General features: G+C 52.9%; 23 protein-coding genes and 1 pseudogene. 11 read left to right on the top strand and 13 right to left on the bottom strand.

All coding sequences use genetic code 11. The features are described from left to right. Window positions 1-146 precede the first annotated feature (146 nt). A complete protein-coding gene (zwf, locus tag AAYN39_RS22670; protein ID WP_000301712.1) occupies window positions 147-1622 on the bottom strand; it encodes a glucose-6-phosphate dehydrogenase in 1476 nt (491 codons plus the stop codon). A gap of 341 nt (window positions 1623-1963) precedes the next feature. Between zwf and AAYN39_RS22665 the strand changes: the two genes are divergently transcribed. Together AAYN39_RS22665 and pyk are read left to right on the top strand one after the other, a co-directional pair. Beyond that, on the top strand, window positions 1964-2833 hold the full coding sequence (locus AAYN39_RS22665) for a MurR/RpiR family transcriptional regulator (protein ID WP_001056719.1): 870 nt from the start codon (window positions 1964-1966) through the stop codon (window positions 2831-2833). Window positions 2834-2956: 123 nt separating this feature from the next. After that, a complete protein-coding gene (gene pyk / locus AAYN39_RS22660; protein WP_000091158.1) occupies window positions 2957-4399 on the top strand; it encodes a pyruvate kinase in 1443 nt (480 codons plus the stop codon). 72 nt (window positions 4400-4471) lie between these two features. Here pyk and lpxM read toward each other — a convergent pair whose 3' ends face one another. From lpxM to znuA, 3 genes are all read right to left on the bottom strand, one after another. Continuing rightward, on the bottom strand, window positions 4472-5443 hold the full coding sequence (lpxM, locus tag AAYN39_RS22655) for a lauroyl-Kdo(2)-lipid IV(A) myristoyltransferase (protein ID WP_000448401.1): 972 nt from the start codon (window positions 5441-5443) through the stop codon (window positions 4472-4474). Between the two features lie 116 nt (window positions 5444-5559). Next, window positions 5560-6879, bottom strand: a complete 1320-nt coding sequence (gene mepM, locus AAYN39_RS22650; RefSeq protein WP_001184019.1) for a murein DD-endopeptidase MepM — start codon at window positions 6877-6879, stop codon at window positions 5560-5562. A gap of 15 nt (window positions 6880-6894) precedes the next feature. Continuing rightward, window positions 6895-7839: a zinc ABC transporter substrate-binding protein ZnuA gene (znuA, locus tag AAYN39_RS22645; protein ID WP_000939597.1), complete on the bottom strand. Its 945-nt coding sequence runs from the start codon at window positions 7837-7839 to the stop codon at window positions 6895-6897. A 78-nt stretch (window positions 7840-7917) separates the two neighbouring features. Here znuA and znuC point away from each other — a divergent pair, with 78 nt between their 5' ends. Both znuC and znuB read left to right on the top strand, forming a co-directional pair. After that, window positions 7918-8673 (top strand): zinc ABC transporter ATP-binding protein ZnuC, encoded by a 756-nt coding sequence (gene znuC, locus AAYN39_RS22640; protein ID WP_000203015.1) that lies wholly within the window; start codon window positions 7918-7920, stop codon window positions 8671-8673. Further along, a complete protein-coding gene (gene znuB, locus AAYN39_RS22635) occupies window positions 8670-9455 on the top strand; it encodes a zinc ABC transporter permease subunit ZnuB (protein ID WP_000571518.1) in 786 nt (261 codons plus the stop codon). Before znuC ends, znuB begins: the two co-directional genes overlap by 4 nt. Before the next feature lie 78 nt (window positions 9456-9533). Here the strand turns inward: znuB and ruvB are convergent, their stop codons facing one another. The 3 genes from ruvB to AAYN39_RS22620 form a co-directional block, all read right to left on the bottom strand. After that, window positions 9534-10544: a Holliday junction branch migration DNA helicase RuvB gene (gene ruvB / locus AAYN39_RS22630; RefSeq protein ID WP_000568508.1), complete on the bottom strand. Its 1011-nt coding sequence runs from the start codon at window positions 10542-10544 to the stop codon at window positions 9534-9536. A gap of 8 nt (window positions 10545-10552) precedes the next feature. After that, window positions 10553-11164: a Holliday junction branch migration protein RuvA gene (gene ruvA / locus AAYN39_RS22625; protein ID WP_000580335.1), complete on the bottom strand. Its 612-nt coding sequence runs from the start codon at window positions 11162-11164 to the stop codon at window positions 10553-10555. Window positions 11165-11523: 359 nt separating this feature from the next. After that, window positions 11524-12216: a hypothetical protein gene (locus AAYN39_RS22620; RefSeq protein WP_000227314.1), complete on the bottom strand. Its 693-nt coding sequence runs from the start codon at window positions 12214-12216 to the stop codon at window positions 11524-11526. A gap of 209 nt (window positions 12217-12425) precedes the next feature. Between AAYN39_RS22620 and AAYN39_RS22615 the strand changes: the two genes are divergently transcribed. Further along, window positions 12426-13025 (top strand): YebB family permuted papain-like enzyme, encoded by a 600-nt coding sequence (locus AAYN39_RS22615; RefSeq protein ID WP_000716741.1) that lies wholly within the window; start codon window positions 12426-12428, stop codon window positions 13023-13025. A 1-nt stretch (window position 13026) separates the two neighbouring features. Here the strand turns inward: AAYN39_RS22615 and ruvC are convergent, their stop codons facing one another. The 4 genes from ruvC to aspS all read right to left on the bottom strand — a co-directional run bounded on the left by ruvC (window position 13027) and on the right by aspS (window position 16682). After that, window positions 13027-13548, bottom strand: coding sequence for a crossover junction endodeoxyribonuclease RuvC (gene ruvC / locus AAYN39_RS22610; RefSeq protein ID WP_000022509.1), 522 nt, complete (start codon window positions 13546-13548; stop codon window positions 13027-13029). A 36-nt stretch (window positions 13549-13584) separates the two neighbouring features. Continuing rightward, window positions 13585-14325: a YebC/PmpR family DNA-binding transcriptional regulator gene (locus AAYN39_RS22605; protein WP_000907242.1), complete on the bottom strand. Its 741-nt coding sequence runs from the start codon at window positions 14323-14325 to the stop codon at window positions 13585-13587. Between the two features lie 29 nt (window positions 14326-14354). Further along, window positions 14355-14807, bottom strand: coding sequence for a dihydroneopterin triphosphate diphosphatase (nudB, locus tag AAYN39_RS22600; RefSeq protein ID WP_000653696.1), 453 nt, complete (start codon window positions 14805-14807; stop codon window positions 14355-14357). Between the two features lie 102 nt (window positions 14808-14909). After that, a complete protein-coding gene (gene aspS / locus AAYN39_RS22595) occupies window positions 14910-16682 on the bottom strand; it encodes an aspartate--tRNA ligase (RefSeq protein ID WP_001258634.1) in 1773 nt (590 codons plus the stop codon). Between the two features lie 324 nt (window positions 16683-17006). Between aspS and AAYN39_RS22590 the strand changes: the two genes are divergently transcribed. Genes AAYN39_RS22590 through cmoB form a run of 5 tightly spaced genes read left to right on the top strand, consistent with a single transcriptional unit; the run spans window position 17007 to window position 20588 of the window. Next, a complete protein-coding gene (locus tag AAYN39_RS22590) occupies window positions 17007-17573 on the top strand; it encodes a hydrolase (RefSeq protein ID WP_000916144.1) in 567 nt (188 codons plus the stop codon). Further along, window positions 17570-18388: a DUF72 domain-containing protein gene (locus AAYN39_RS22585; protein WP_000639226.1), complete on the top strand. Its 819-nt coding sequence runs from the start codon at window positions 17570-17572 to the stop codon at window positions 18386-18388. The genes AAYN39_RS22590 and AAYN39_RS22585 overlap by 4 nt, the downstream gene beginning before the upstream one ends. A 52-nt stretch (window positions 18389-18440) precedes the next feature. Continuing rightward, window positions 18441-18836, top strand: coding sequence for an MAPEG family protein (locus AAYN39_RS22580; RefSeq protein ID WP_000252975.1), 396 nt, complete (start codon window positions 18441-18443; stop codon window positions 18834-18836). A 40-nt stretch (window positions 18837-18876) separates the two neighbouring features. Next, a complete protein-coding gene (gene cmoA / locus AAYN39_RS22575; protein ID WP_000019609.1) occupies window positions 18877-19620 on the top strand; it encodes a carboxy-S-adenosyl-L-methionine synthase CmoA in 744 nt (247 codons plus the stop codon). After that, window positions 19617-20588, top strand: a complete 972-nt coding sequence (gene cmoB, locus AAYN39_RS22570) for a tRNA 5-methoxyuridine(34)/uridine 5-oxyacetic acid(34) synthase CmoB (RefSeq protein WP_000569029.1) — start codon at window positions 19617-19619, stop codon at window positions 20586-20588. The genes cmoA and cmoB overlap by 4 nt, the downstream gene beginning before the upstream one ends. A 235-nt stretch (window positions 20589-20823) precedes the next feature. On the opposite strand, the pseudogene cutC reads toward cmoB, so the two are convergent. Together cutC and AAYN39_RS22560 are read right to left on the bottom strand one after the other, a co-directional pair. Then, a pseudogene (gene cutC, locus AAYN39_RS22565) lies at window positions 20824-21571 on the bottom strand (copper homeostasis protein CutC). 19 nt (window positions 21572-21590) lie between these two features. After that, window positions 21591-22160 carry a VOC family protein gene (locus AAYN39_RS22560; RefSeq protein WP_000024793.1) on the bottom strand — a complete coding sequence of 190 codons (570 nt, stop codon included), beginning with the start codon at window positions 22158-22160 and terminating at the stop codon, window positions 21591-21593. A 236-nt stretch (window positions 22161-22396) separates the two neighbouring features. Between AAYN39_RS22560 and argS the strand changes: the two genes are divergently transcribed. Next, window positions 22397-24130, top strand: a complete 1734-nt coding sequence (gene argS / locus AAYN39_RS22555; protein ID WP_001025371.1) for an arginine--tRNA ligase — start codon at window positions 22397-22399, stop codon at window positions 24128-24130. Window positions 24131-24177: the final 47 nt, after the last annotated feature.

Here is a 24177-nt window from a genome sequence, read left to right as displayed (position 1 = left end):
GATAATGGGGCAAAATCGTTTCAGGCAGTGTAATAAAAAAAGCCTCGCAGGTGAATCCACACGAGGCTTAAAAGTGCAAAAATGATTCTACAATCTGTGTTAGATCATGTTACCGGTAAAATACCACCTAAGAGTGAGTGGCAAATTTACTCAAACTCATTCCACGAACGACCGTCACGGGTAATCATCGCCACGGACGCTACCGGTCCCCAGGTGCCCGCCTGATACGGCTTCGGCGCGTCGTTGTCCATCGCCCATGCTTCGGTAATGGAGTCCACCCACTTCCAGGCTTCTTCCACTTCGTCACGGCGGACAAACAGCGCCTGAATGCCACGCATCGTTTCCAGCAGCAGGCGCTCATATGCATCCGCCAGGTGCGTCTGATTAAAGGTCTCGGAGTAGCTCAGATCAAGCTTCGTGATTTGCAGATTATGCTTATGATCCAGCCTCGGTACTTTGTTAAGTACCTGAATATCTACGCCTTCATCCGGCTGCAGGCGAATCGTCAATTTGTTCTGCGGCAGGTCTTGCCAGGACTCTTTAAAGAGATTCAGTTCAGGCGTCTTGAAATAAACCACGACTTCAGAGCACTTAGTTGGCAGACGCTTGCCGGTGCGCAGATAGAATGGCACGCCCGCCCAACGCCAGTTATCGATGTCGACGCGGATCGCGACGAAAGTTTCGGTGTTGCTGCTTTTATTCGCGCCCTCTTCTTCCAGATAGCCCGGCACCTTTTGACCCTGCGCAAAGCCCGCGGTGTATTGACCACGAACCGTTTTTTCACGCACGTTGGAGCGATCAATACGGCGCAACGATTTCAACACTTTTACTTTTTCATCGCGAATACTGTCGGCGCTCAGGTCAGACGGCGGTGACATGGCAATCATGCAGAGAATTTGCAGCAAGTGGTTCTGGATCATATCGCGCATCTGACCGGCCTGGTCAAAATATCCCCAGCGCCCTTCAATCCCCACCTCTTCCGCTACGGTAATCTCAACGTGATCGATAGTGCGGTTATCCCAGTTATTAACGAATAACGAGTTGGCAAAACGCAGCGCCAGCAGGTTGAGAACCGTTTCTTTGCCCAGATAGTGGTCGATACGATATACTTGGCACTCTTCAAAGTATTCGCCGACCCGATCGTTAATCTCACGCGAGGTCGCCAGCGAAGTACCCAACGGTTTCTCCATCACGACACGCGCCGGTTTGGCGTTGAGTTTAGCCTCCCCTAACCCTTTGCAAATAGCGCCAAACGTGCTGGGCGGCATCGCAAAATAGTTAATGGTGGTGCGGTTTTTTTGATCCAGCATATCGCCCAGGCGACTGAACGCAGGCGTATCGTTAACGTCAAGATTACAAAAATCCAGACGGCCGCTCAGCGTATCCCACAAGCCTTCATCAATTTTTTCCTTCATGAAGGTTTCCAGCGCCTCACGCACAACGTGGGTATAAGCTTCTTTATCCCAGTCCGCGCGCCCCACCCCAATGATCCGGGTATCCGGATGGATCTGGCCGGCTTTCTCAAGCTGATACAGGGAAGGCAGCAGTTTCCGGCGCGCCAGGTCGCCTTTCGCGCCGAAAATGACCAGGTCACATGCCTGGGCTGTTTGCGTTACCGCCATGTCATTCTCCTCAGTTAATCTCCTGGTACTTTAGCCAGGATATCGTTGTAATTTTATTACACAGCACTGTACTGCTTTTACGAGATTACGGAAACCGTAAACGCCTTTTCATAGGTGAACCGGCGTTTGATTGGCAATATAATCGGCAAAACGCCTAATAAAATTGTCGCTTTTCCACACAAGCTGGAACTTAAAATCCGACGTCGGTCATGTAATGAAAAAAAACGACACCTTTTTTAGCCATTTTGCCCCCTTTGACAGCCGCCAGGAGTAATATCTAACAAAACGCGCTCGGTTTCGCGCATCATTGAAATCGCTAATACCCATGAGCCTTGCTAATCATGAATATGCTGGAAAAAGTCCAGTCTCAACTGGAACATTTAAGCAAATCTGAACGAAAAGTCGCCGATGTTATTCTGGCCGCCCCAGGCAGATCGATTCACTTAAGCATTGCCATGCTGGCCCAGGAAGCTAACGTTAGCGAGCCAACGGTGAACCGTTTCTGTCGCAGCATGAATACCCGCGGCTTTCCTGATTTTAAACTGCATCTGGCGCAAAGTCTGGCAAATGGCACCCCCTATGTTAATCGCAATGTGGATGAAGATGACAGCGTTGAGGCCTATACAGGAAAAATCTTCGAGTCCGCCATGGCCAGTCTCGACCATGTTCGTCAGTCGCTGGATAAATCGGCCGTCAACCGCGCCGTCGATTTACTGACCCAGGCAAAAAAAATCGCCTTTTTTGGTCTTGGTTCCTCCGCCGCGGTCGCGCATGACGCCATGAATAAGTTTTTTCGCTTCAATGTGCCGGTGATTTACTCCGACGATATCGTGCTGCAACGGATGAGCTGTATGAATTGTAACGATGATGACGTCGTCGTGCTCATTTCGCATACTGGCAGAACCAAGAGCCTGGTGGAACTGGCGCAGTTGGCGCGGGAAAACGATGCGATGGTGATCGCCCTGACCTCCGCTGGAACGCCGCTGGCGCGCGAAGCCACGCTGGCCATTACCCTCGACGTACCGGAAGATACAGACATTTATATGCCCATGGTCTCTCGACTTGCTCAACTGACCGTGATAGATGTGCTGGCAACGGGATTTACTTTGCGTCGCGGGGCAAAATTCAGAGATAACTTGAAGCGTGTCAAGGAAGCGCTCAAGGAATCGCGTTTTGATAAAGAATTACTCATCAGGAGTGATGACCGCTAAAAGCAATAACAATGTTCTACCCTTTTCGTCATCCGGGGACGTTCATTTTATACCGTTAAGGTTTCAGAACGACCGGATCAATGTTCACGCAACACCAAGTTGTTTTAGTCAACGGAGTATTACATGTCCAGAAGGCTTCGCAGAACCAAAATCGTTACCACGTTAGGCCCGGCAACTGACCGCGATAACAACCTTGAGAAGGTTATCGCCGCGGGCGCAAACGTAGTACGTATGAACTTCTCTCACGGCTCGCCGGAAGATCATAAAATGCGTGCTGATAAAGTCCGTGAGATTGCCGCCAAATTGGGGCGTCATGTGGCTATTTTAGGCGACCTGCAAGGGCCAAAAATTCGCGTTTCCACTTTTAAAGAAGGCAAAGTGTTCCTCAATATCGGGGACAAATTTCTGTTAGACGCTAACCTGGGTAAAGGCGAAGGCGATAAAGAAAAAGTCGGCATTGATTACAAAGGGTTGCCGGCAGACGTCGTTCCTGGCGATATCCTGCTGCTTGACGATGGTCGAGTGCAGTTGAAAGTGCTTGAAGTCCAGGGCATGAAAGTCTTTACCGAGGTCACCGTCGGCGGCCCGCTGTCTAACAATAAAGGCATTAACAAGCTCGGCGGCGGGCTTTCTGCTGAAGCGCTGACCGAAAAAGATAAAGCCGATATTCAAACCGCTGCGCTGATAGGCGTTGACTATCTGGCAGTCTCCTTCCCGCGCTGCGGCGAAGATCTGAACTATGCACGCCGCCTGGCGCGCGACGCCGGCTGTGACGCGAAAATTGTGGCTAAAGTCGAACGCGCCGAAGCGGTATGCGATCAAAACGCTATGGACGATATCATTCTGGCCTCTGACGTTGTGATGGTCGCACGTGGCAACCTGGGCGTTGAAATCGGCGATCCGGAGCTGGTTGGTATCCAGAAGGCGCTGATTCGCCGTGCGCGTCAGCTAAACCGCGCAGTCATCACCGCAACGCAGATGATGGAGTCGATGATCACCAACCCGATGCCGACCCGTGCGGAAGTGATGGACGTGGCGAACGCCGTCCTGGATGGCACGGATGCAGTTATGCTGTCTGCCGAAACCGCAGCCGGTCAGTATCCTTCTGAAACCGTTGCCGCAATGGCGCGCGTCTGTCTGGGCGCAGAAAAAATCCCCAGCATCAATGTGTCTAAACACCGTCTCGACGTGCAGTTCGACAATGTTGAAGAAGCCATTGCCATGTCTGCGATGTATGCGGCAAACCATCTGAAAGGCGTTACCGCGATCATCACCATGACGGAATCCGGTCGTACCGCGCTAATGACTTCCCGTATCAGCTCCGGCCTGCCGATTTTCGCCATGTCGCGCCATGAACGCACGCTGAACCTGACCGCGCTCTACCGCGGAGTAACGCCGGTGCATTTTGATAGCGCGGCTGATGGCGTTGTCGCGGCGCATGAAGCTGTTAATCTGCTGCGCGATAAAGGGTATCTGGTTTCCGGTGACCTGGTTATCGTGACCCAGGGCGATGTCATGAGCACCGTCGGTTCAACCAATACCACGCGTATTTTGACCGTTGAGTAAAGCTCCCCCTGGCCTGCTCATCAGGTAATACAGGGTTTGTCAGCATAAAGCCTCTCTTACGAGAGGCTTTATTTATTTGATGGGATAAAGATCTTTACGCTTATACGGCTGAATCTCGCCTGGCTTGCGGGTTTTGAGCAACTTCAGAATCCAGGTGTACTGTTCCGGATGCGGGCCGACAAAAATTTCGACCTCTTCGTTCATCCGTCTGGCGATAGTGTGGTCGTCAGCCGTGAGCAGATCGTCCATTGGCGGACGAATCTGGATAGTCAGGCGATGCGTTTTACCATTATACACCGGGAAAAGCGGTATCACGCGTGCGCGGCACACTTTCATCAGCCGACCAATTGCAGGCAGCGTTGCTTTGTATGTCGCAAAGAAATCAACGAATTCACTATGCTCCGGGCCATGATCCTGGTCCGGCAGGTAGTAACCCCAGTAGCCCTGACGAACAGACTGAATAAAGGGTTTAATCCCGTCATTGCGCGCATGCAAACGTCCGCCAAAACGCCGACGCACGGTATTCCAGATATAGTCAAAAACCGGATTACCCTGATTATGAAACATCGCCGCCATTTTTTGCCCCTGAGAGGCCATCAGCATGGCTGGAATGTCGACGCCCCAGCCATGCGGTACGAGAAAAATAACTTTTTCGTCGTTACGACGCATCTCCTCGATAATCTCCAGACCTTCCCAGTCAACACGCTGTTGAATTTTTTTCGGACCGCGCATCGCCAGCTCAGCCATCATCGCCATTGCCTGCGGCGCGGTGGCGAACATCTCATCGACAATCGCTTCGCGTTCAGCTTCGCTACGCTGCGGAAAGCACAATGACAGATTAATTAGCGCCCGGCGACGAGAACTCTTCCCCAGCCGTCCGGCAAAACGCCCCAGCGTCGCCAGCAAAGGGTCGCGGAATGATGCCGGCGTTAATGCGATCCCCGCCATTGCCGCAGCGCCCAACCAGGCGCCCCAATACTGCGGATAGCGAAAGGATTTTTCGAATTCAGGGATATACTCACTATTATTTTTTTTGGTTTCCATGCTTTTCCAGGGTCTGCTGACGCGAAAAGGAATTGTGAATAGTGTAGCGATGTCTGCGCCGCACACAAAACAAAACAGCCGGCACACATCGCGTACCGGCTCTGTCAACGCATTTGTTAATCGAAGCGCAGTTGCGGCAGAATCTCTTTCACCTGTGCCAGGTATTCACGACGATCTGACCCCGTCAGACCTTCCGTGCGCGGCAATTTTGCTGTCAGAGGGTTAACGGCTTGCTGGTTGATCCATACCTCATAATGCAGATGCGGCCCTGTGGAACGCCCGGTGTTACCAGAAAGCGCAATACGATCGCCACGTTTCACTTTTTGCCCCGGTTTCACCAGCAGCTTACGCAAGTGCATGTAACGTGTGGTGTAGGTGCGTCCATGACGAATCGCAATGTAGTAACCGGCAGCGCCGCTACGTTTAGCAACCACGACCTCGCCATCCCCCACCGACAGCACCGGCGTACCCTGCGGCATCGCAAAGTCAACGCCACGATGCGGCGCAACGCGTCCGGTAACCGGGTTCAGACGACGCGGATTGAAGTTGGAGGAGATGCGGAACTGTTTGGCGGTCGGGAAGCGTAAAAAGCCTTTCGCCAGGCCAACACCGTTACGGTCATAGAATTTACCGTCAGCGGCGCGAATGGCGTAGTAATCTTTACCATCGGAACGCATACGCACGCCCAACAACTGACTCTGTTCACGCTTGCCATCCAGCATCTCACGCGACATCAGAACCGAAAATTCATCGCCCTTTTTCAGCTTCCGAAAATCCATCTGCCACTGCATTGCTTTTATCACTGCGCTGATTTCGCTGCTGGTTAAACCAGCCTCTTTCGCGCTGGCGACAAAGCTGCCCCCTACCGTGCCTTTCAGCAGACTGTTGACCCAGTCCCCCTGCTGCATTTCACTGCTCATTTTAAAACCGTTGGCAGTGCGATCGTAGGTACGCGTTTCACGGCGGGAGACTTCCCATGTCAGACGCTGTAAATCGCCATCGGCGGTCAGTGTCCAGGAAAGCTGTTGGCCAATTTTCAGATTGCGCAGCTCCTTATCAGAAGCGGCAAGTCGGCTAATATCGCTCATATCGATGCCGTACTGATTCAGAATACTGCTTAACGTATCGCCTGTGGAGACGACGTATTCATGGACGCCGACTTCGCCTGCGGTTTTATCGTCCAGCTCATCCTGAGGAATAGCTTCATCTTCCTGCGCGGCCTGATCGATGGGTTCGCTGGCCTCCGGTAAGAGGGAACGAATCTCGCTTTTCTCCAGTTCAATAGTTTTAACGATTGGTGCGGATTCTGGGTGGTAAACATAGGGCCGCCATACGGCGACGGCCAGTGTCAGAACGGTAAGTGACCCCAGCATAACGCGGTGGGGTCGGGGCAGATTATTAAATGCCAGGGCGACAGAGCCGGCTATCTGTTGCACGTATTCACTTCCTCGTTAATCTCCTTTCAGGCAGCTCGCATACTGGTTGGCTAATTGGCTTAAAAACGCTGAATAGCTTGTTTTACCCAGTTTAATGTTCGTCCCGAGGGGGTCCAGTGTTCCCATTCGAACGGATGTCCCTCTCGCCACGGCTTCCACGACCGCTGGCCTGAATTGTGGCTCAGCAAAAACGCAGGTTGCTTTTTGCTCAACCAACTGTGTTCTTATTTCATGTAAACGCTGCGCGCCAGGTTGTATCTCAGGGTTCACGGTAAAGTGACCGAGTGGGGTGAGTCCGTAGTGTTTTTCGTAGTAACCGTAGGCGTCATGAAAAACGAAATACCCTTTCCCCTTGAGCGGCGCGAGCTCGTTACCGACCTGTTTATCGGTTGCGGCTAATTGTGCCTCAAAATCCTTCAGGTTGGCGTCGAGTTTAGCTCGACTTTGCGGCATAAGTTCCACTAATTTTTCATGGATTGCAACCGCTGTAGCCCGCGCTATCTCTGGGGAGAGCCAAAGATGCATGTTATATTCGCCGTGATGGTGATGTACGTCACCTTTTTCCTCATCGGCGCCCGTATGCGCATGTTCATCCTCATCATCATCCGCGCCCTTCATGAGTAACGGTTTTACATCGGCAAGTTGCGCAATGGTAACCTGCTTATTATCAGGGATATTCCTGACCGACTTCTCCATAAAGGCTTCCATTTCCGGGCCAACCCAGACGACTAAGTCCGCGCCCTGTAAGCGTTTTACGTCTGATGGACGCAATGAATAATCATGCTCGGATGCCCCATCCGGAAGTAATACTTGCGTATCCGTAACGCCATCAGCAATGGCGGAAGCAATAAACCCAAGCGGTTTAAGCGAAGCGACAACGGCGGCGTCGGCAGCCTGGGTTGCACTCCCCCAAAGCGCGGCGGATAATGCTGCGAAAAGAAGCGTATTTTTCTGTAACATAATGCGACTAATCATCGTAATGAATATGTGAAATGTGATATTATAACATTCTATCACTTCTGCAAGCCTAAAATTAACATGACAAGTTTAGTTTCACTGGAAAACGTCTCGGTCTCATTTGGTCAACGCCGCGTCCTCTCTGACGTGTCGCTTGAATTGAGCCCCGGAAAAATTTTAACGCTTCTCGGCCCTAACGGTGCGGGGAAGTCAACGCTTGTACGCGTGGTTTTAGGACTGGTAGCCCCTGATGAAGGGGTGATCAAGCGCAACGGGCAACTCCGTATCGGCTATGTCCCGCAAAAGCTCTATCTCGATACCACGCTTCCGCTGACGGTAAACCGATTTTTACGTTTACGTCCCTGCACGCAAAAAACGGATATTCTCCCGGCGCTTAAACGCGTTCAGGCCGGACATTTGATTGACGCGCCCATGCAAAAACTCTCCGGCGGTGAGACACAGCGCGTACTGCTGGCCCGTGCTCTGCTTAACAGGCCGCAGTTGCTGGTACTTGATGAGCCGACGCAAGGCGTGGATGTCAACGGCCAGGTCGCGTTATACGACCTTATCGATCAGCTGCGCCGTGAACTCGATTGCGCCGTTCTGATGGTGTCGCATGATCTACATCTGGTCATGGCAAAAACGGATGAAGTGTTATGCCTGAACCATCATATTTGCTGTTCCGGCGCGCCGGAAGTGGTGTCTATGCATCCGGAATTTATCTCTATGTTTGGCCCGCGTGGCGCGGAGCAATTAGGGATTTATCGCCATCATCATAATCATCGCCACGATTTACAGGGTCGTATTGTACTGCGCCGGGGAAATGGTCACTCATGATTGAATTATTACTGCCCGGCTGGCTGGCCGGGATGATGCTGGCCTGCGCTGCTGGTCCGTTGGGCTCATTTGTGGTCTGGCGTCGGATGTCCTATTTTGGCGATACGCTGGCTCACGCGTCGCTTCTGGGCGTGGCGTTTGGCCTGTTGCTGGACGTTAACCCCTTTTATGCGGTAATCGCCGTTACGCTGCTGCTGGCCTCCGGTCTGGTATGGCTGGAGAAACGCCCTCACCTCGCGATTGATACCTTACTGGGCATTATGGCACACAGCGCCTTGTCTTTAGGACTGGTCGTGGTCAGCCTGATGTCCAACGTCCGCGTTGATTTAATGGCTTATCTGTTTGGCGATTTGCTGGCCGTGACGCCGGAAGATCTTATCTCGATCGCTATTGGGGTCGTTATTGTGCTGGCCATTCTCTTCTGGCAGTGGCGCAACTTGCTGTCAATGACTATCAGTCCGGATCTTGCCTTTGTCGATGGCGTGAAGTTACAGCGCGTGAAGCTGCTATTGATGCTGGTAACGGCGTTAACCATTGGCGTAACGATGAAGTTTGTCGGAGCGCTGATTATCACCTCGCTGCTGATTATCCCCGCCGCAACCGCGCGTCGCTTTGCCCGTACGCCGGAGCAGATGGCGGGCGTCGCCGTTGGTGTAGGTATGATAGCGGTTACAGGTGGACTGACCTTCTCAGCCTTTTATGATACCCCGGCAGGGCCATCCGTAGTGCTGTGTGCCGCGCTGCTGTTTATCTTCAGTATGATGAAAAAGCAGGCAAGCTAAGCGTGTGTTGCCCGGTGGCGCTGCGCTTACCGGGCCTACAAAATCGCCCAGGCCTGATGAGCGCAGCGACTTCAGGCGTTAAGGCATCTCTGGCGGCGTAATACCAAAGTGGTTCCAGGCGCGCACCGTTGCCATACGCCCACGCGGCGTGCGCTGCAAAAAGCCTTGCTGAATCAGATACGGCTCCAGCACATCCTCAATGGTTTCACGCTCTTCGCCAATCGCCGCCGCCAGATTATCCAGTCCCACCGGGCCACCGAAGAATTTATCAATAACCGCCAGCAGTAGCTTGCGATCCATATAATCAAACCCTTCCGCATCGACGTTCAGCATATCCAGCGCCTGCGCGGCAATTTCCGCTGAAATAGCCCCGTCATGCTTCACCTCAGCAAAATCACGCACACGTCTGAGCAGGCGGTTGGCTATACGCGGCGTACCGCGCGCCCGACGCGCCACTTCCAGCGCGCCGTCATCGCTCATCTCAAGCCCCATGTGCCTTGCGCTGCGCCCGACGATGTGCTGCAGATCGGGCACCTGGTAGAACTCCAGGCGCTGCACAATACCAAAACGGTCACGTAGCGGGGACGTTAACGACCCGGCGCGCGTCGTCGCGCCAATGAGCGTAAACGGCGGCAGATCGATTTTAATTGAACGTGCAGCCGGCCCTTCGCCAATCATAATATCCAACTGGTAATCTTCCATCGCCGGATAGAGTACCTCTTCCACCACCGGTGAAAGCCGGTGGATCTCATCAATAAACAGCACATCATGCGGTTCAAGATTGGTGAGCATAGCCGCCAGATCGCCTGCTTTTTCCAGCACCGGGCCGGACGTGGTTCGGAGGTTGACGCCCATTTCATTGGCAACGATATTCGCCAGAGTCGTTTTACCTAACCCTGGCGGGCCGAAAATCAGCAAGTGATCTAATGCGTCGCCACGCCGTTTTGCCGCCTGAATAAAGATCTCCATCTGGGAGCGCACCTGCGGTTGGCCGACATATTCCGCCAATAACTTCGGGCGAATGGCGCGATCGGCGACGTCTTCTGCGATCGTGGCGCCTGCTGAAATCAGGCGATCTGCTTCTATCATCCTTTACCTCATAGCGCGGCGCGTAACGCGTCGCGAATCAGTGTTTCACTGCTTGCGTCCGGACGGGCGATCTTACTTACCATCCGACTGGCTTCTTGCGGTTTATAACCCAGCGCCACCAGCGCAGCAACTGCTTCTTGTTCTGCATCTTCCGAGGTTGGGCTGGCCGGCGACGTCAATACCAGATCGACCGCTGGCGTAAAGAGATCGCCATGTAGCCCTTTAAAGCGGTCTTTCATTTCGACAATCAGCCTTTCGGCGGTTTTCTTGCCGATACCCGGCAGCTTCACCAGCGCACCCAGCTCTTCGCGCTCAACCGCATTCACAAACTGCTGCGCCGACATGCCGGAGAGGATCGCCAGCGCCAGCTTAGGCCCGACGCCATTCGTTTTAATTAGCTCTTTAAATAGCGTGCGCTCTTGCTTATTGTTAAATCCGTACAGCAACTGCGCATCTTCACGCACCACGAAGTGGGTGAAGACGATTGCCTCCTGCCCGGCCTCCGGCAGCTCGTAAAAGCAGGTCATAGGCATATGTACTTCATAGCCTACGCCCCCTGTCTCCAGCAGCACGATCGGGGGTTGTTTTTCGAGAATAATGCCTCTGAGTCTGCCTATCACATGACGCTCCTGCGTAAAGGGCTGAAAAGATAATGCACTATCATAAAAAAAGACTGGATGTTTATCCAGATGAAAAACACTTATCCCGATATTTCTGTACTCCGACAACCCGCGATAGTTAACGACGGGCACGCTCCCCGCTGCGTACAAAATAAGTCGTACACTCATTGACAACTTTTTGCGTCCTACGCGAATAACTTTTTGCCAACATGCCGTGGCGCAAGTTTGGTAGTCTTCAATAATGAGTATCCTGATAACACTAATACTGTATCCAGTACGAATGCCAACAGCGGAACATCGGTCCCCCCAAAAAACAGACCCGAGAATAGATTTAATAAAATTAACCACTAGCGCTGAATTTAATCGCATGTTGTTTTATCGTCGCGCACAACATATTTTAATTCACCATGACACAATAAATATTGTGCAAACTCATTTTTCATGCCATCGAAATTCACGGCTGGTATCCCTTCTGAATAACTATAATAAATATTCACATACTCTTCACTACTAAAAAGTGCCTGTCGTTTTGCTGCTAACCCACGGCCTTTTGCTGCAATATACTGGAAGCAGTGGCCGCTGGCACCACAGCTCCGCCCATCATCAACAATATATATATCGGCAGCGTTAAACAACTGTTCCAGCCAGCACTGGCGAATCGTTCCGGCCGCACAAACCAAAAATAATGATGCGCTAATCATCCACCCGGATTTTTTTACCGATGTCATAGCCAGGAAAGCCATAAAGCACGCTGCCTGCATGCACAAAACCAGTTCTTTATTCCCGGCAACCAAATGCCACTGGTTAAATACTAAGGCAATGAAAACTGAACTCAATGTTGCCAACAGTCTGGTTCTGAACCGCCTGGCAGGGAGAAGTAAAAATAATAATGAAATCGTCCCTGGCTTTAATAAAAAAACAACGGTATTAGCCTCTGCCATATCAATACTCAAACAATAACAAAAACTAATAAACAGATGAAAGATAATAGCAACAAAAATATAAGAAAAATAAAACACCCAACCTATTTTCATTGGTTTATCATCAACCACGTCGTACTCCCTGTCAATATAAGAGAGCAGATAATGAGAAATTTACCACCTTAATTCCTCCCCAGTTATATTTGCGACATTAATTCCAACAAATGAAATATTCACCATACATATTTCGATGACACTAAGGCTTGTCATTTATCTGGTATAATGCTAACTACCCTGTAGAATAAATAAAAGGAATTTATTTCAAATAATGGAATGCAGAGATGAAAAAACATTATCCTGTCCAATATGAAACCGGGGATATCGTCTTTACCTGTATAGGTGCCGCGCTTTTCGGCCAGATATCCACCGCTTCACAGTGCTGGAGCAACCATGTTGGGATTATTATTGGTCATAATGGTGATGACTATCTGGTGGCGGAAAGTCGCGTCCCCCTCTCAACCGTCACCACGCTGTCACTGTTTATACAACGTTCAGCCGGACAACGTTACGCGGTTCGTCGCCTGTGCGGCGGCCTGACGGTCGAGCAGAAACTCGCCATCATGGAGCAGGTTCCCGCCCGGCTGAATAAGTTTTATCACACGGGGTTTAAATACGAGTCATCGCGCCAGTTCTGCTCGAAATTTGTGTTTGATATCTATAAAGAAGCATTGTGTATTCCGGTAGGCGATATTGAGACATTCGAAGAATTACTTCACAGCAATCCTGATGCGAAACTCACCTTCTGGAAATTCTGGTTTTTAGGTTCAATCCCGTGGGATCGTAAGACGGTGACGCCCGCCAGCCTGTGGCAACATCCCAATTTAGAATTAATTAGCGCCTGTGGAATTGAAAACCCTCAACGCGAGGCTGAGGGAGAATAATTTAGCGCAACCTTCCCCGCGCCAGATTGAGTCGGCTCTCGCTCATTTGCATCGCGTTCTGGCTAACATGGCAATGCGTAATGGCGATAGCCAGCGCATCTGCGGCGTCTGCCTGCGGGTTAGCGGGGAGCTTCAGCAACGTACGAACCATATGCTGTACCTGGCTTTTCTCCGCGCTACCAATACCGACGACAGTTTGCTTCACCTGACGCGCCGCGTATTCAAACACGGGCAGTTCCTGGTTGACCGCGGCGACAATCGCTACGCCGCGCGCCTGTCCCAGCTTGAGGGCTGAATCGGCATTCTTCGCCATAAACACTTGTTCGATAGCAAAATAGTCCGGCTGGAACTGCGTGATGATTTCCGTCACGCCTGCGTATATGAGCTTCAAACGAGACGGCAAATCATCGACTTTGGTACGAATACATCCGCTGCCCAGATAGGTCAGTTGTCTGCCTACCTGGCGGATAACGCCATAACCGGTAATACGCGAGCCGGGGTCAATACCGAGAATAATCGACACGCTATACCCCCTGCCCGCCGGCGTTTAGCAGCACCATTACAGGGTCGCCGCCACCTCATCAGAGATCTCACCGTTATGGTAGACTTCCTGAACATCGTCACAGTCTTCCAGCATATCGATAAGACGTAGCAGTTTCGGCGCGGTTTCCGCATCCATATCCGCTTTGGTTGACGGGATCATGGACACTTCGGCGCTGTCCGCTTTCAGACCCGCCGCTTCCAGCGCGTCACGCACTTTGCCCATCTCTTCCCAGGCAGTGTAAACATCAATCGCGCCATCATCATAGGTCACAACATCTTCCGCGCCAGCTTCCAGTGCGGCTTCCATGATGGTGTCTTCATCGCCTTTCTCAAAGGAGATGACCCCTTTCTTACTGAACAGGTACGCCACTGAGCCATCGGTACCCAGATTACCGCCGCACTTGCTGAAAGCATGACGCACTTCCGCTACGGTACGGTTACGGTTGTCACTCAAACACTCAATCATAATGGCCGTGCCGCCAGGACCATAACCTTCATAGATGATGGTTTCCATGTTCGAGTCTTCATCACCACCCACACCGCGAGCGATGGCACGGTTCAGAGTGTCGCGGGTCATGTTGTTGGCCAGCGCTTTATCTACAGCCGCGCGCAGACGCGGGTTGGCATCCGGATCGCCGCCGCCCAATTTAGCTGCCGTTACCAGTTCACGAATAATTTTAGTGAAGATTTTACCGCGCTTGGCATCTTGCGCAGCTTTACGATGTCTGGTGTTGGCCCATTTACTATGACCTGCCATAAATATTTCCTCAAAAAAAGCGCGCCTTTTCAGGCGACGTTAATGACAAACTCTTCAATCGCTTGCCGGTTACTCCAGGACTTGGTAAGCGCCGCCGCGTCAGGCGCATCAAGCCACTGGTACGTTAGATGTTCAGTGAATATCACCTGCCGCTCATGCGGTAACGCAAGGCAGAACCAGAATTCTGTATTGTGCATGACGCCCGGCGCATAGCGATGACGTAAATGTGAAAAAATTTCAAACTCCACCGTACGTTGGCAGTCGACTAAGGTCAGTTGCTCTGCCGCAACATCAATCGTGACCTCCTCTTTGACTTCACGCACGGCGGTCTGCAACGCGGTCTCCCCTTCTTCTATGCTGCCAGTCACTGACTGCCAAAAATCCGGGTCGTCGCGTCGCTGCAACATTAGCACCCGTTTCGTATCCTGCGCGAAAATAACCACCAGGACCGAAACGGGGCGCTTGTACACTTTATCCTTCACGCGACCTCGTTGTTGGCTGTTGGGTGACGCCGCGCATTGATGAGACTCCCCCTTGCGGGCCGCCGCGATATCACGCGAATGATGTCGTGTACATTGTTCATATCAGTTATTCTCGGCTTTCTTCACAACCTGAATCCCCAACTCCGTCAACGCTGCCTGGTTGGCGAAACTCGGCGCTTCAGTCATCAGACACGCGGCGGCGGTCGTTTTCGGGAAGGCGATAACATCACGAATATTGTCGGTGCCGGTCAACAGCATGGTCAGACGGTCCAGACCAAACGCCAGGCCCACGTGCGGCGGCGTACCGTATTTCAACGCATCCAACAGGAAGCCGAACTTCTCGCGCTGCTCCTGCTCATTGATACCGAGAATACCAAATACGGTTTGCTGCATTTCACCGTTGTGAATACGCACCGAACCGCCACCCACTTCATAGCCGTTAATCACCATATCGTAAGCGTTAGCGACGGCTTCTTCCGGGGCAGTTTTCAGTTCAGACGCCGTCATGTCACGCGGGGCGGTGAACGGATGGTGCATCGCGGTCAGACCGCCTTCGCCGTCGTCTTCGAACATCGGGAAGTCAATCACCCACAGCGGCGCCCATTTGTCTTCGTCGGTCAGGCTCAGGTCTTTGCCCAGTTTCAGACGCAGCGCGCCCAGCGCATCGGCAACCACTTTTTTGTTATCTGCGCCGAAGAAGATCATGTCGCCGTCCTGCGCGCCGGTACGTTCAAGGATAGCCTCGACGATGTCGGCGGTCAGGAACTTGGCCACCGGACTGTTAATCCCGTCCAGACCTTTCGCGCGCTCGTTAACTTTGATATATGCCAGTCCTTTCGCGCCGTAGATCTTAACAAAGTTACCGTAATCGTCGATCTGCTTACGGCTAAGCTGTGCGCCGCCAGGCACACGCAGCGCTGCCACGCGGCCTTTCGGATCGTTAGCCGGGCCCGCGAAGACCGCGAACTCTACCGATTTCAGCAGGTCAGCGACATCTACCAGCTCCATCGGGTTACGCAGGTCTGGCTTGTCGGAACCGTAGCGACGTTCCGCTTCGGCAAACGTCATGACCGGGAAATCCCCCAGATCCACGCCTTTCACTTCCAGCCACAAATGGCGCACCAGCGCTTCCATCACTTCGCGCACCTGTGGCGCGGTCATGAAGGAGGTCTCGACGTCGATCTGAGTAAACTCCGGCTGACGGTCAGCACGTAAGTCTTCATCACGGAAGCATTTGACTATCTGATAGTAACGGTCGAAACCGGACATCATCAGGAGCTGTTTGAACAGCTGCGGCGACTGCGGCAACGCATAGAATTTACCTTTGTGTACGCGGGACGGTACCAGGTAATCGCGCGCGCCTTCCGGGGTCGCTTTGGTCAGCATCGGGGTTTCAATATCAAGGAAACCGTGATCGTCCATAAAACGACGCACCAGGCTGGTAATTTTGGCGCGAGTTTTCAGGCGCTGCGCCATTTCCGGACGACGCAAATCCAGATAGCGGTACTTGAGACGCGCCTCTTCGGTATTAACGTGGTTAGCGTCAAGCGGCAGTGAGTCTGCGCGGTTGATGATAGTGAGAGAGGACGCCAGCACTTCAATTTCGCCGGTCGCCATATCCGCATTGACGTTTTTCGCGTCACGCGCACGCACGGTGCCCGTAACCTGAATGCAGAACTCATTACGCAGTTCAGAGGCCAGCTTTAACGCGTCCGCACGATCCGGATCGAAGAACACCTGCACAATACCTTCGCGGTCGCGCATATCGATAAAGATCAGGCTGCCAAGATCACGACGACGGTTGACCCAACCACACAGAGTCACCTGCTGCCCCACGTGGGACAGACGTAGCTGTCCGCAATATTCTGTACGCATGAGATATCCCTTAACTTAGCCGCAGGCGGATTGTTGCCTGCCATGCAGGCGACGAAGTCGCAGCTTTAGCTGTATGTCACAACTGGATGAAAAAAGGCGGCTATTATACTGGAAATTCTGCCGCACGATAAGAGTCAATCCAGCATGGGAGCGATAACTTGCCCGTTTCATGCGGTATCGACACTTGGTTCATACTGACTGTACCCGGGTTTTTCACGCGGGTATTGCGTATGCTCACAAAAATTAACAATATTTGTCGCCGCTTTCCTCTTTAATCGCGCTTAAGGTGTAGTGAAATCCGCTATTTTTAGGAGAGTGATTATCATGCTGAAACTCAACGCGACCACAACCGCCCTGGTGGTTATTGATTTACAGGAAGGAATTCTTCCGTTTGCCGGCGGCCCGTATACGGCAAATGAGGTGGTCGCCCGCGCCGCGCGGCTGGCGGAAAAGTGTCGCGCCAACGGCTCGCCCGTGGTTATGGTACGCGTTGGATGGTCTGATGATTATGCCGAAGCGTTAAAACAGCCGGTGGATGCCGCAACGCCTGCGCACGCGTTGCCGGAAAACTGGTGGACCTGGCCTACGGCATTGGGTAAAAAGGACAGCGATCTGGAAGTGACTAAACGCCAGTGGGGCGCGTTTTACGGCACCGACCTGGAATTACAGCTTCGCCGCCGGGGTATCGACACCATCATATTGTGCGGAATCTCAACCAATATCGGCGTCGAATCCACAGCGCGTAACGCCTGGGAGTTGGGATTTAACCTTATTATTGCCGAAGATGCCTGTAGCGCCGCCAGCAGTGAGCAGCATCAGAGCAGTATGACGCATATTTTCCCGCGCATTGGCCGGGTACGCAGCGTAGAGGATATTTTAAACGCCTTATGATCTACATTGGCTTGCCGCAATGGTCGCACCCGAAATGGGCGCGGCTCGGCATCACCAGTCTGGAAGAGTATGCCCGCCACTTTAACTGCGTGGAGGGCAACACCACGCTTTACGCGCTGCCGAAAGCGGAAATTGTCGATCGCTGGTATGCGCAAACTACGGACGATTTCCGTTTTTGCTTTAAATTTCCCGCCACCATTTCTCACCAGGCCGCTCTGCGCCATTGCGACGATCTGGTACAGGCGTTTTTTACCCGCCTGGCGCCGCTGGAAACGCGTATTGGCCAATACTGGCTGCAGTTGCCCGCCGCCTTTGGACCGCGCGATCTCCCCGCCTTATGGCAGTTTCTTGATGCGCTCCCCGCCACGTTTACCTATGGCGTAGAAGTTCGTCATCCGTGTTTTTTTGACAAGGGTGAGGATGAACAGCGGCTCAATCGCGGGTTACACGCGCGCGGCGTAAACCGCGTGATCCTGGATAGTCGTCCGGTACATGCCGCCCATCCCCACAGCGAGGCCGTCCGTGACGCGCAGCGAAAAAAACCCAAAGTCCCGGTACATGCGGTCGTGACGGCCAGCCATCCGATGGTGCGTTTTATCGGTAGCGATAATATGGCGCAAAACCGTGAGTTTTTCGCTGCCTGGTTGCAGAAACTCCCGCAGTGGCGGCAGACCACCACGCCTTTTCTGTTTTTACATACTCCGGATATCGCGCAGGCGCCGGAACTGGTGAATACGCTTTGGCATGATTTACGCAGCGTCTTACCGGAAATCGGCACTGCTCCGTCCATTCCACAGCAATCTTCTCTTTTCTGAAAATGCCCCCTATCATAGACAGTGCCATCAGCCATTTTAAAAGGGAGTTTGTATGGTAAGCGCGCTGTATGCCGTTTTGGGTGCGTTATTATTAATGAAGTTCTCTTTTAATGTCGTTCGCTTACGAATGCAGTACCGTGTCGCCTATGGCGACGGCGGTTTTAGCGAATTGCAAAGCGCCATCCGTATTCATGGCAACGCGGTGGAATATATTCCTGTCGCGCTGGTGCTGCTGCTGTTTATGGAAATGAACGGCGCCGAAACGTGGATGGTGCATATCTGCGGCATCATTTTAATCGCCGGTCGGCTGATGCATTATTACGGTTTTCACCACCGCCTGTTCCGCTGGCGGCGGGCGGGGATGAGCGCGACCTGGTGCGCATTGTTGCTGATGGTGCTGGCAAACCTGTGGTATATGCCCTGGGAGTTGGTTTTCTCCCTGTATTAGCGCACAATATGCGCCTTTATTTTTCCCGGATGTATACGTTATGTCTCACCGCGACACGCTTTTTTCTGCGCCTATCGCCCGTCTCGGCGACTGGACTTTTGATGAACGAGTAGCCGAAGTTTTCCCCGACATGATTCAGCGTTCGGTACCAGGCTACTCCAACATCATCTCCATGATCGGCATGTTAGCTGAACGCTTTGTGCAGCCGAACACGCAGGTCTACGATCTGGGCTGCTCGCTGGGTGCCGCGACGCTGTCTGTTCGGCGTAATATCCGCCATGAGCATTGTCGCATTATCGCCGTCGATAACTCCCCGGCCATGATTGAACGCTGCCGCCGTCATATTGATGCGTATAAAGCGCCTACGCCGGTTGAAGTCGTTGAAGGCGATATCCGCGATATCACTATTGAAAACGCCTCGATGGTGGTGCTGAATTTTACCCTACAATTCCTTGAACCTGCCGAACGCCAGGCATTGCTGGATAAGATTTACCTGGGGTTGAATCCCGGCGGCGCGCTGGTACTGTCGGAAAAATTTAGCTTTGAAGACGCGAAAGTGGGCGAGCTGTTATTCAACATGCACCACGATTTTAAACGCGCTAATGGGTACAGCGAACTGGAGATCAGCCAAAAGCGCAGTATGCTGGAAAACGTGATGCTCACCGACTCGGTGGAAACACATAAAGCGCGCCTGCGTCAGGCGGGTTTCGAACACAGCGAACTGTGGTTCCAGTGCTTTAACTTCGGGTCGCTTGTCGCGTTAAAAGCCGGAGTTGCCGCATGATCGAGTTTGGTAACTTTTATCAGCTCATTGCTAAAAATCATCTCTCCCACTGGCTGGAAACATTGCCCGCGCAGATTGCCGCCTGGCAACGCGAGCAGCAGCATGGCTTGTTTAAACAGTGGTCGAACGCGGTAGAATTTTTACCGGAAATTACGCCCTGGCGGCTGGATTTACTGCACAGCGTCACGGCGGAAAGCGAAACGCCGCTCAGCGAAGGTCAGCTAAAGCGTATTGATACATTGCTGCGTAATCTGATGCCGTGGCGTAAAGGCCCGTTCTCGCTTTATGGCGTAGATATTGATACCGAATGGCGCTCAGACTGGAAGTGGGATCGCGTACTGCCGCATCTGTCAGATTTAACCGGCCGGACGATCCTTGATGTCGGCTGCGGCAGCGGCTATCACCTGTGGCGGATGATTGGCGCGGGCGCACATCTGGCGGTCGGCATCGATCCTACACAGCTTTTCCTCTGCCAATTTGAGGCGGTGCGTAAACTGTTGGGTAACGATCAGCGCGCGCATCTGCTGCCGTTGGGCATTGAACAACTCCCGGCGCTGAAAGCATTTGATACCGTCTTTTCAATGGGGGTGCTTTATCACCGTCGCTCGCCGCTGGAGCATCTGTGGCAATTAAAAGATCAGTTGGTCAACGAGGGTGAGCTGGTACTGGAAACGCTGGTCGTCGACGGCGACGAAAATACCGTACTGGTGCCGGGTGACCGCTACGCGCAGATGCGTAACGTCTATTTTATTCCTTCCGCGCCGGCATTAAAAAAATGGCTGGAAAAATGCGGCTTTGTTGATGTGCGTATCGCTGACGTTTGCGTCACTACCACCGAAGAGCAGCGCCGTACCGAATGGATGGTTACCGAGTCGCTGGCCGATTTTCTTGACCCGAACGATCGCAGCAAGACGGTGGAAGGCTATCCCGCCCCGCAGCGCGCGGTGCTGATTGCGCGTAAACCGTGATGGATTGCCGAATGACCGTTACGTATAGCACCGTTTCTCCAAAATAGTTCAAGTTGCAGCAAGGCGGCAACGCAGCAAATCCCCGGGAACGTAGGTAGCTACGTGACCGGGGTGCGCGAGGCGGCCAACGCTGCTGCGGCTTGAAATATGAAGGAGAAAAAAAGGCCCCTGTTGAATTGGCAGGGGCCTGGTACGAGCAAGCATCATATTGGGCGACATGATGCAACGGTAAAAATCATTTGGCCTGATGGCGAACAATGATTCCTTTCATTCTCAGCGACCGCCGCACCCTCTACCCTATAGCGAGAATACTCGTCCGCCTGTATATCGGCAGACATCGATAACCCCTGATTGCGATAGCGCATCGGCGAAGGCAGTAAGACTCCGGCGGAACTGTGTACTTCCCGTACTCCGGCATCGAGGAAATTCTGCAGGTTATTTGCACGAACCCCCGCACCAGCCATAATGATTGGAGCATCCCCCTGGGCAATAAGTTCCATAATTATTGATAAACCTTGCGCCGCATCGGCTTTTTGCCCGGAAGTCAGTACTCTTGCTACGCCTGCGTCAGCCAGATTCTTTAGCGCATTGAAGGGATTAGCGCACATATCGAAGGCGCGGTGGAATGTCACCGCCAGCGGCCCGGCCGCCGCCATTATTTTTTCCATTCGCGACATATCGACATCCCCATCAACGGTCAACACGCCAGTAACCAGCCCGGGAAACCCCAACTCTCTGACGAGACGGATATCTTCCAGCATGGCGGCAAATTCGCCGTCAGTGTAGTAAAAATCTCCGCCGTGAGGACGAATAATCGGATGTACGGGAATCGTAATATGCTCGCGTACGCTGCGTAAGATGCCGAAAGAAGGCGTAAGCCCCCCTTCTTTCGGCGCGGCGCACAGTTCGATACGATCCGCGCCGTTTCGCTGCGCGGTGAGCGCGCATTCCATGCTGTAACAACAGATCTCAAGTAACGCCATATTCACTCCGCTCGGCAGGTTAATGGGCCGCCTGTTCGCTGGCGACAATCGCTTCAATCGACCATGGATGAAATTTTACCGTGACGCGGCCATCGGTCACAGCCAGCGTAGGGTTTGGCAAACGTTCATGCTCGCCCTGTGGCGAACTGGTTTTAACCACGATCCCCGGCTGACTAAGCCCCTCATCCGACAACAACGCCAGGGCCCTCGCGTTCAAGGTCTCCGGCTCGCCGGGCAGCACGATTTCAATATGCTCCCACCCTTCGTGTGGATAGCGTTTTTCTCCCGGCCACGGTAATTCAATAACAGAAAACCGCCAGTGTTCCACACATACCGGTTCATGCAGTTTAAACAGACAAATCGGCCTGCCGTTGATGATATTTTCCGACAGTAGCTCGCCGCATTGTTCAAAACCGCGACGCCAACGCTCCGCCGTCGTATTCTGGTGACAGCGCAATGAAATGTGATCGGCCTCAAGGGCGTTAATCTGCAGACCAAGGCGAGTGGAAAGTTCTCTGAACGCCAGAGTGAATCGCGGTAAATCTGCGGAAATATCATGCAGTTCATCAATGTGTTGCCAGTTCGCCATATCAGGACGCTCTTCTTGCTGTGAAAACCGCTAATTTACGCTGTTGCGCCCCGGCAACCAACCTTTGATTTGATTGGGCGTTTATTGAATGCTTATGCAGATTATTGTTGCGTATATTTCAGGCGACGCGCCGCGCGCGCAATGCTGACGCCAACGGGCATTTGCAGTATACTCCCGCCCTAATTCTTAAACTGGCGCGGGCAATACAGTCCGCTTCATAAACGTAAGGTATTCCGGTGAATATTCAGGCTCTTCTCTCAGAAAAAGTTAGTCAGGCCATGATTGCTGCAGGCGCGCCTGCAGATTGCGAGCCCCAGGTTCGTCAGTCAGCCAAAGTTCAGTTCGGCGACTATCAGGCCAACGGCATGATGGCAGTTGCGAAAAAACTGGGTATGGCCCCCCGACAACTTGCAGAGCAGGTGCTGACTCATCTGGATCTCAGCGGCATCGCCAGCAAGGTTGAAATCGCCGGCCCTGGCTTTATCAATATTTTCCTCGAACCGGCTTTTCTCGCTGAACAGGTGCAACAGGCGCTGACCTCCGATCGTCTGGGCGTTTCTCAGCCGACTCGCCAGACGATTGTCGTCGACTACTCCGCGCCCAACGTCGCGAAAGAGATGCACGTTGGTCATCTACGCTCCACGATCATTGGCGATGCGGCAGTGCGCACGCTGGAGTTTCTGGGCCATCATGTTATTCGCGCTAACCACGTCGGCGACTGGGGCACCCAGTTCGGTATGCTTATCGCTTGGCTGGAAAAACAGCAGCAGGAAAACGCGGGCGACATGGCGCTGGCGGATCTCGAAGGATTTTACCGCGATGCGAAAAAACATTATGACGAAGATGAAACGTTTGCCGAGCGCGCGCGTAACTACGTCGTCAAATTGCAGAGCGGTGATACCTATTTCCGTGAGATGTGGCGTAAGCTGGTTGATATCACGATGACGCAAAACCAGATCACCTATGATCGTCTGAACGTCACTCTGACGCGTGACGATGTGATGGGCGAAAGTCTGTATAATCCGATGCTGCCGGGCATCGTCGCCGATCTGAAAGCCAAAGGCCTGGCGGTTGAAAGCGAAGGCGCAACGGTGGTTTTCCTTGATGAGTTTAAAAACAAGGAAGGCGACCCGATGGGCGTCATTATTCAGAAGAAAGATGGCGGTTATCTGTATACCACTACCGATATCGCCTGCGCCAAATACCGTTACGAAACGCTGCACGCCGACCGCGTGCTCTACTACATTGACTCCCGTCAGCACCAGCACCTGATGCAGGCCTGGACCATTGTGCGTAAAGCCGGTTATGTGCCGGATTCCGTTCCGCTGGAACACCACATGTTCGGCATGATGTTGGGTAAAGACGGTAAACCGTTTAAAACTCGCACGGGCGGTACGGTGAAACTGGCGGACCTGCTGGATGAGGCGCTGGAGCGCGCGCGTCGTCTGGTGGCGGAGAAGAACCCGGATATGCCGGCTGACGAGCTGGAAAAACTGGCTAACGCCGTCGGTATTGGCGCGGTGAAATACGCCGATCTGTCAAAAAACCGCACCACTGACTATATCTTCGACTGGGATAATATGTTGGCTTTCGAAGGCAATACCGCACCTTATATGCAGTATGCCTATACGCGTGTGCTGTCTGTTTTCCGTAAAGCGGACATCGACGAGCAGGCGCTGGCGAGCGCGCCGGTTATCATTAGCGAAGATCGCGAAGCGCAGCTCGCTGCCCGTCTGCTGCAGTTTGAAGAAACCCTGACGGTGGTCGCGCGTGAAGGTACGCCGCACGTCATGTGCGCGTATCTGTATGACGTCGCCGGGCTGTTCTCCGGCTTCTACGAGCACTGCCCTATTCTCAGCGCCGAGAATGACGCGGTTCGCAATAGCCGCCTAAAACTGGCGCAACTGACGGCGAAGACGCTGAAACTGGGTCTGGATACGTTGGGTATCGAAACCGTAGAACGCATGTAAACGCGCCGTCGTTAACATCATCAGGCCTGACTCCGGGTAACGGACTC

The organism is Salmonella sp. K21076, assembly GCF_039650795.1.
Lineage (GTDB): Bacteria > Pseudomonadota > Gammaproteobacteria > Enterobacterales > Enterobacteriaceae > Salmonella > Salmonella enterica.
This window is presented reverse-complemented; position numbering and strand designations above follow the sequence as displayed.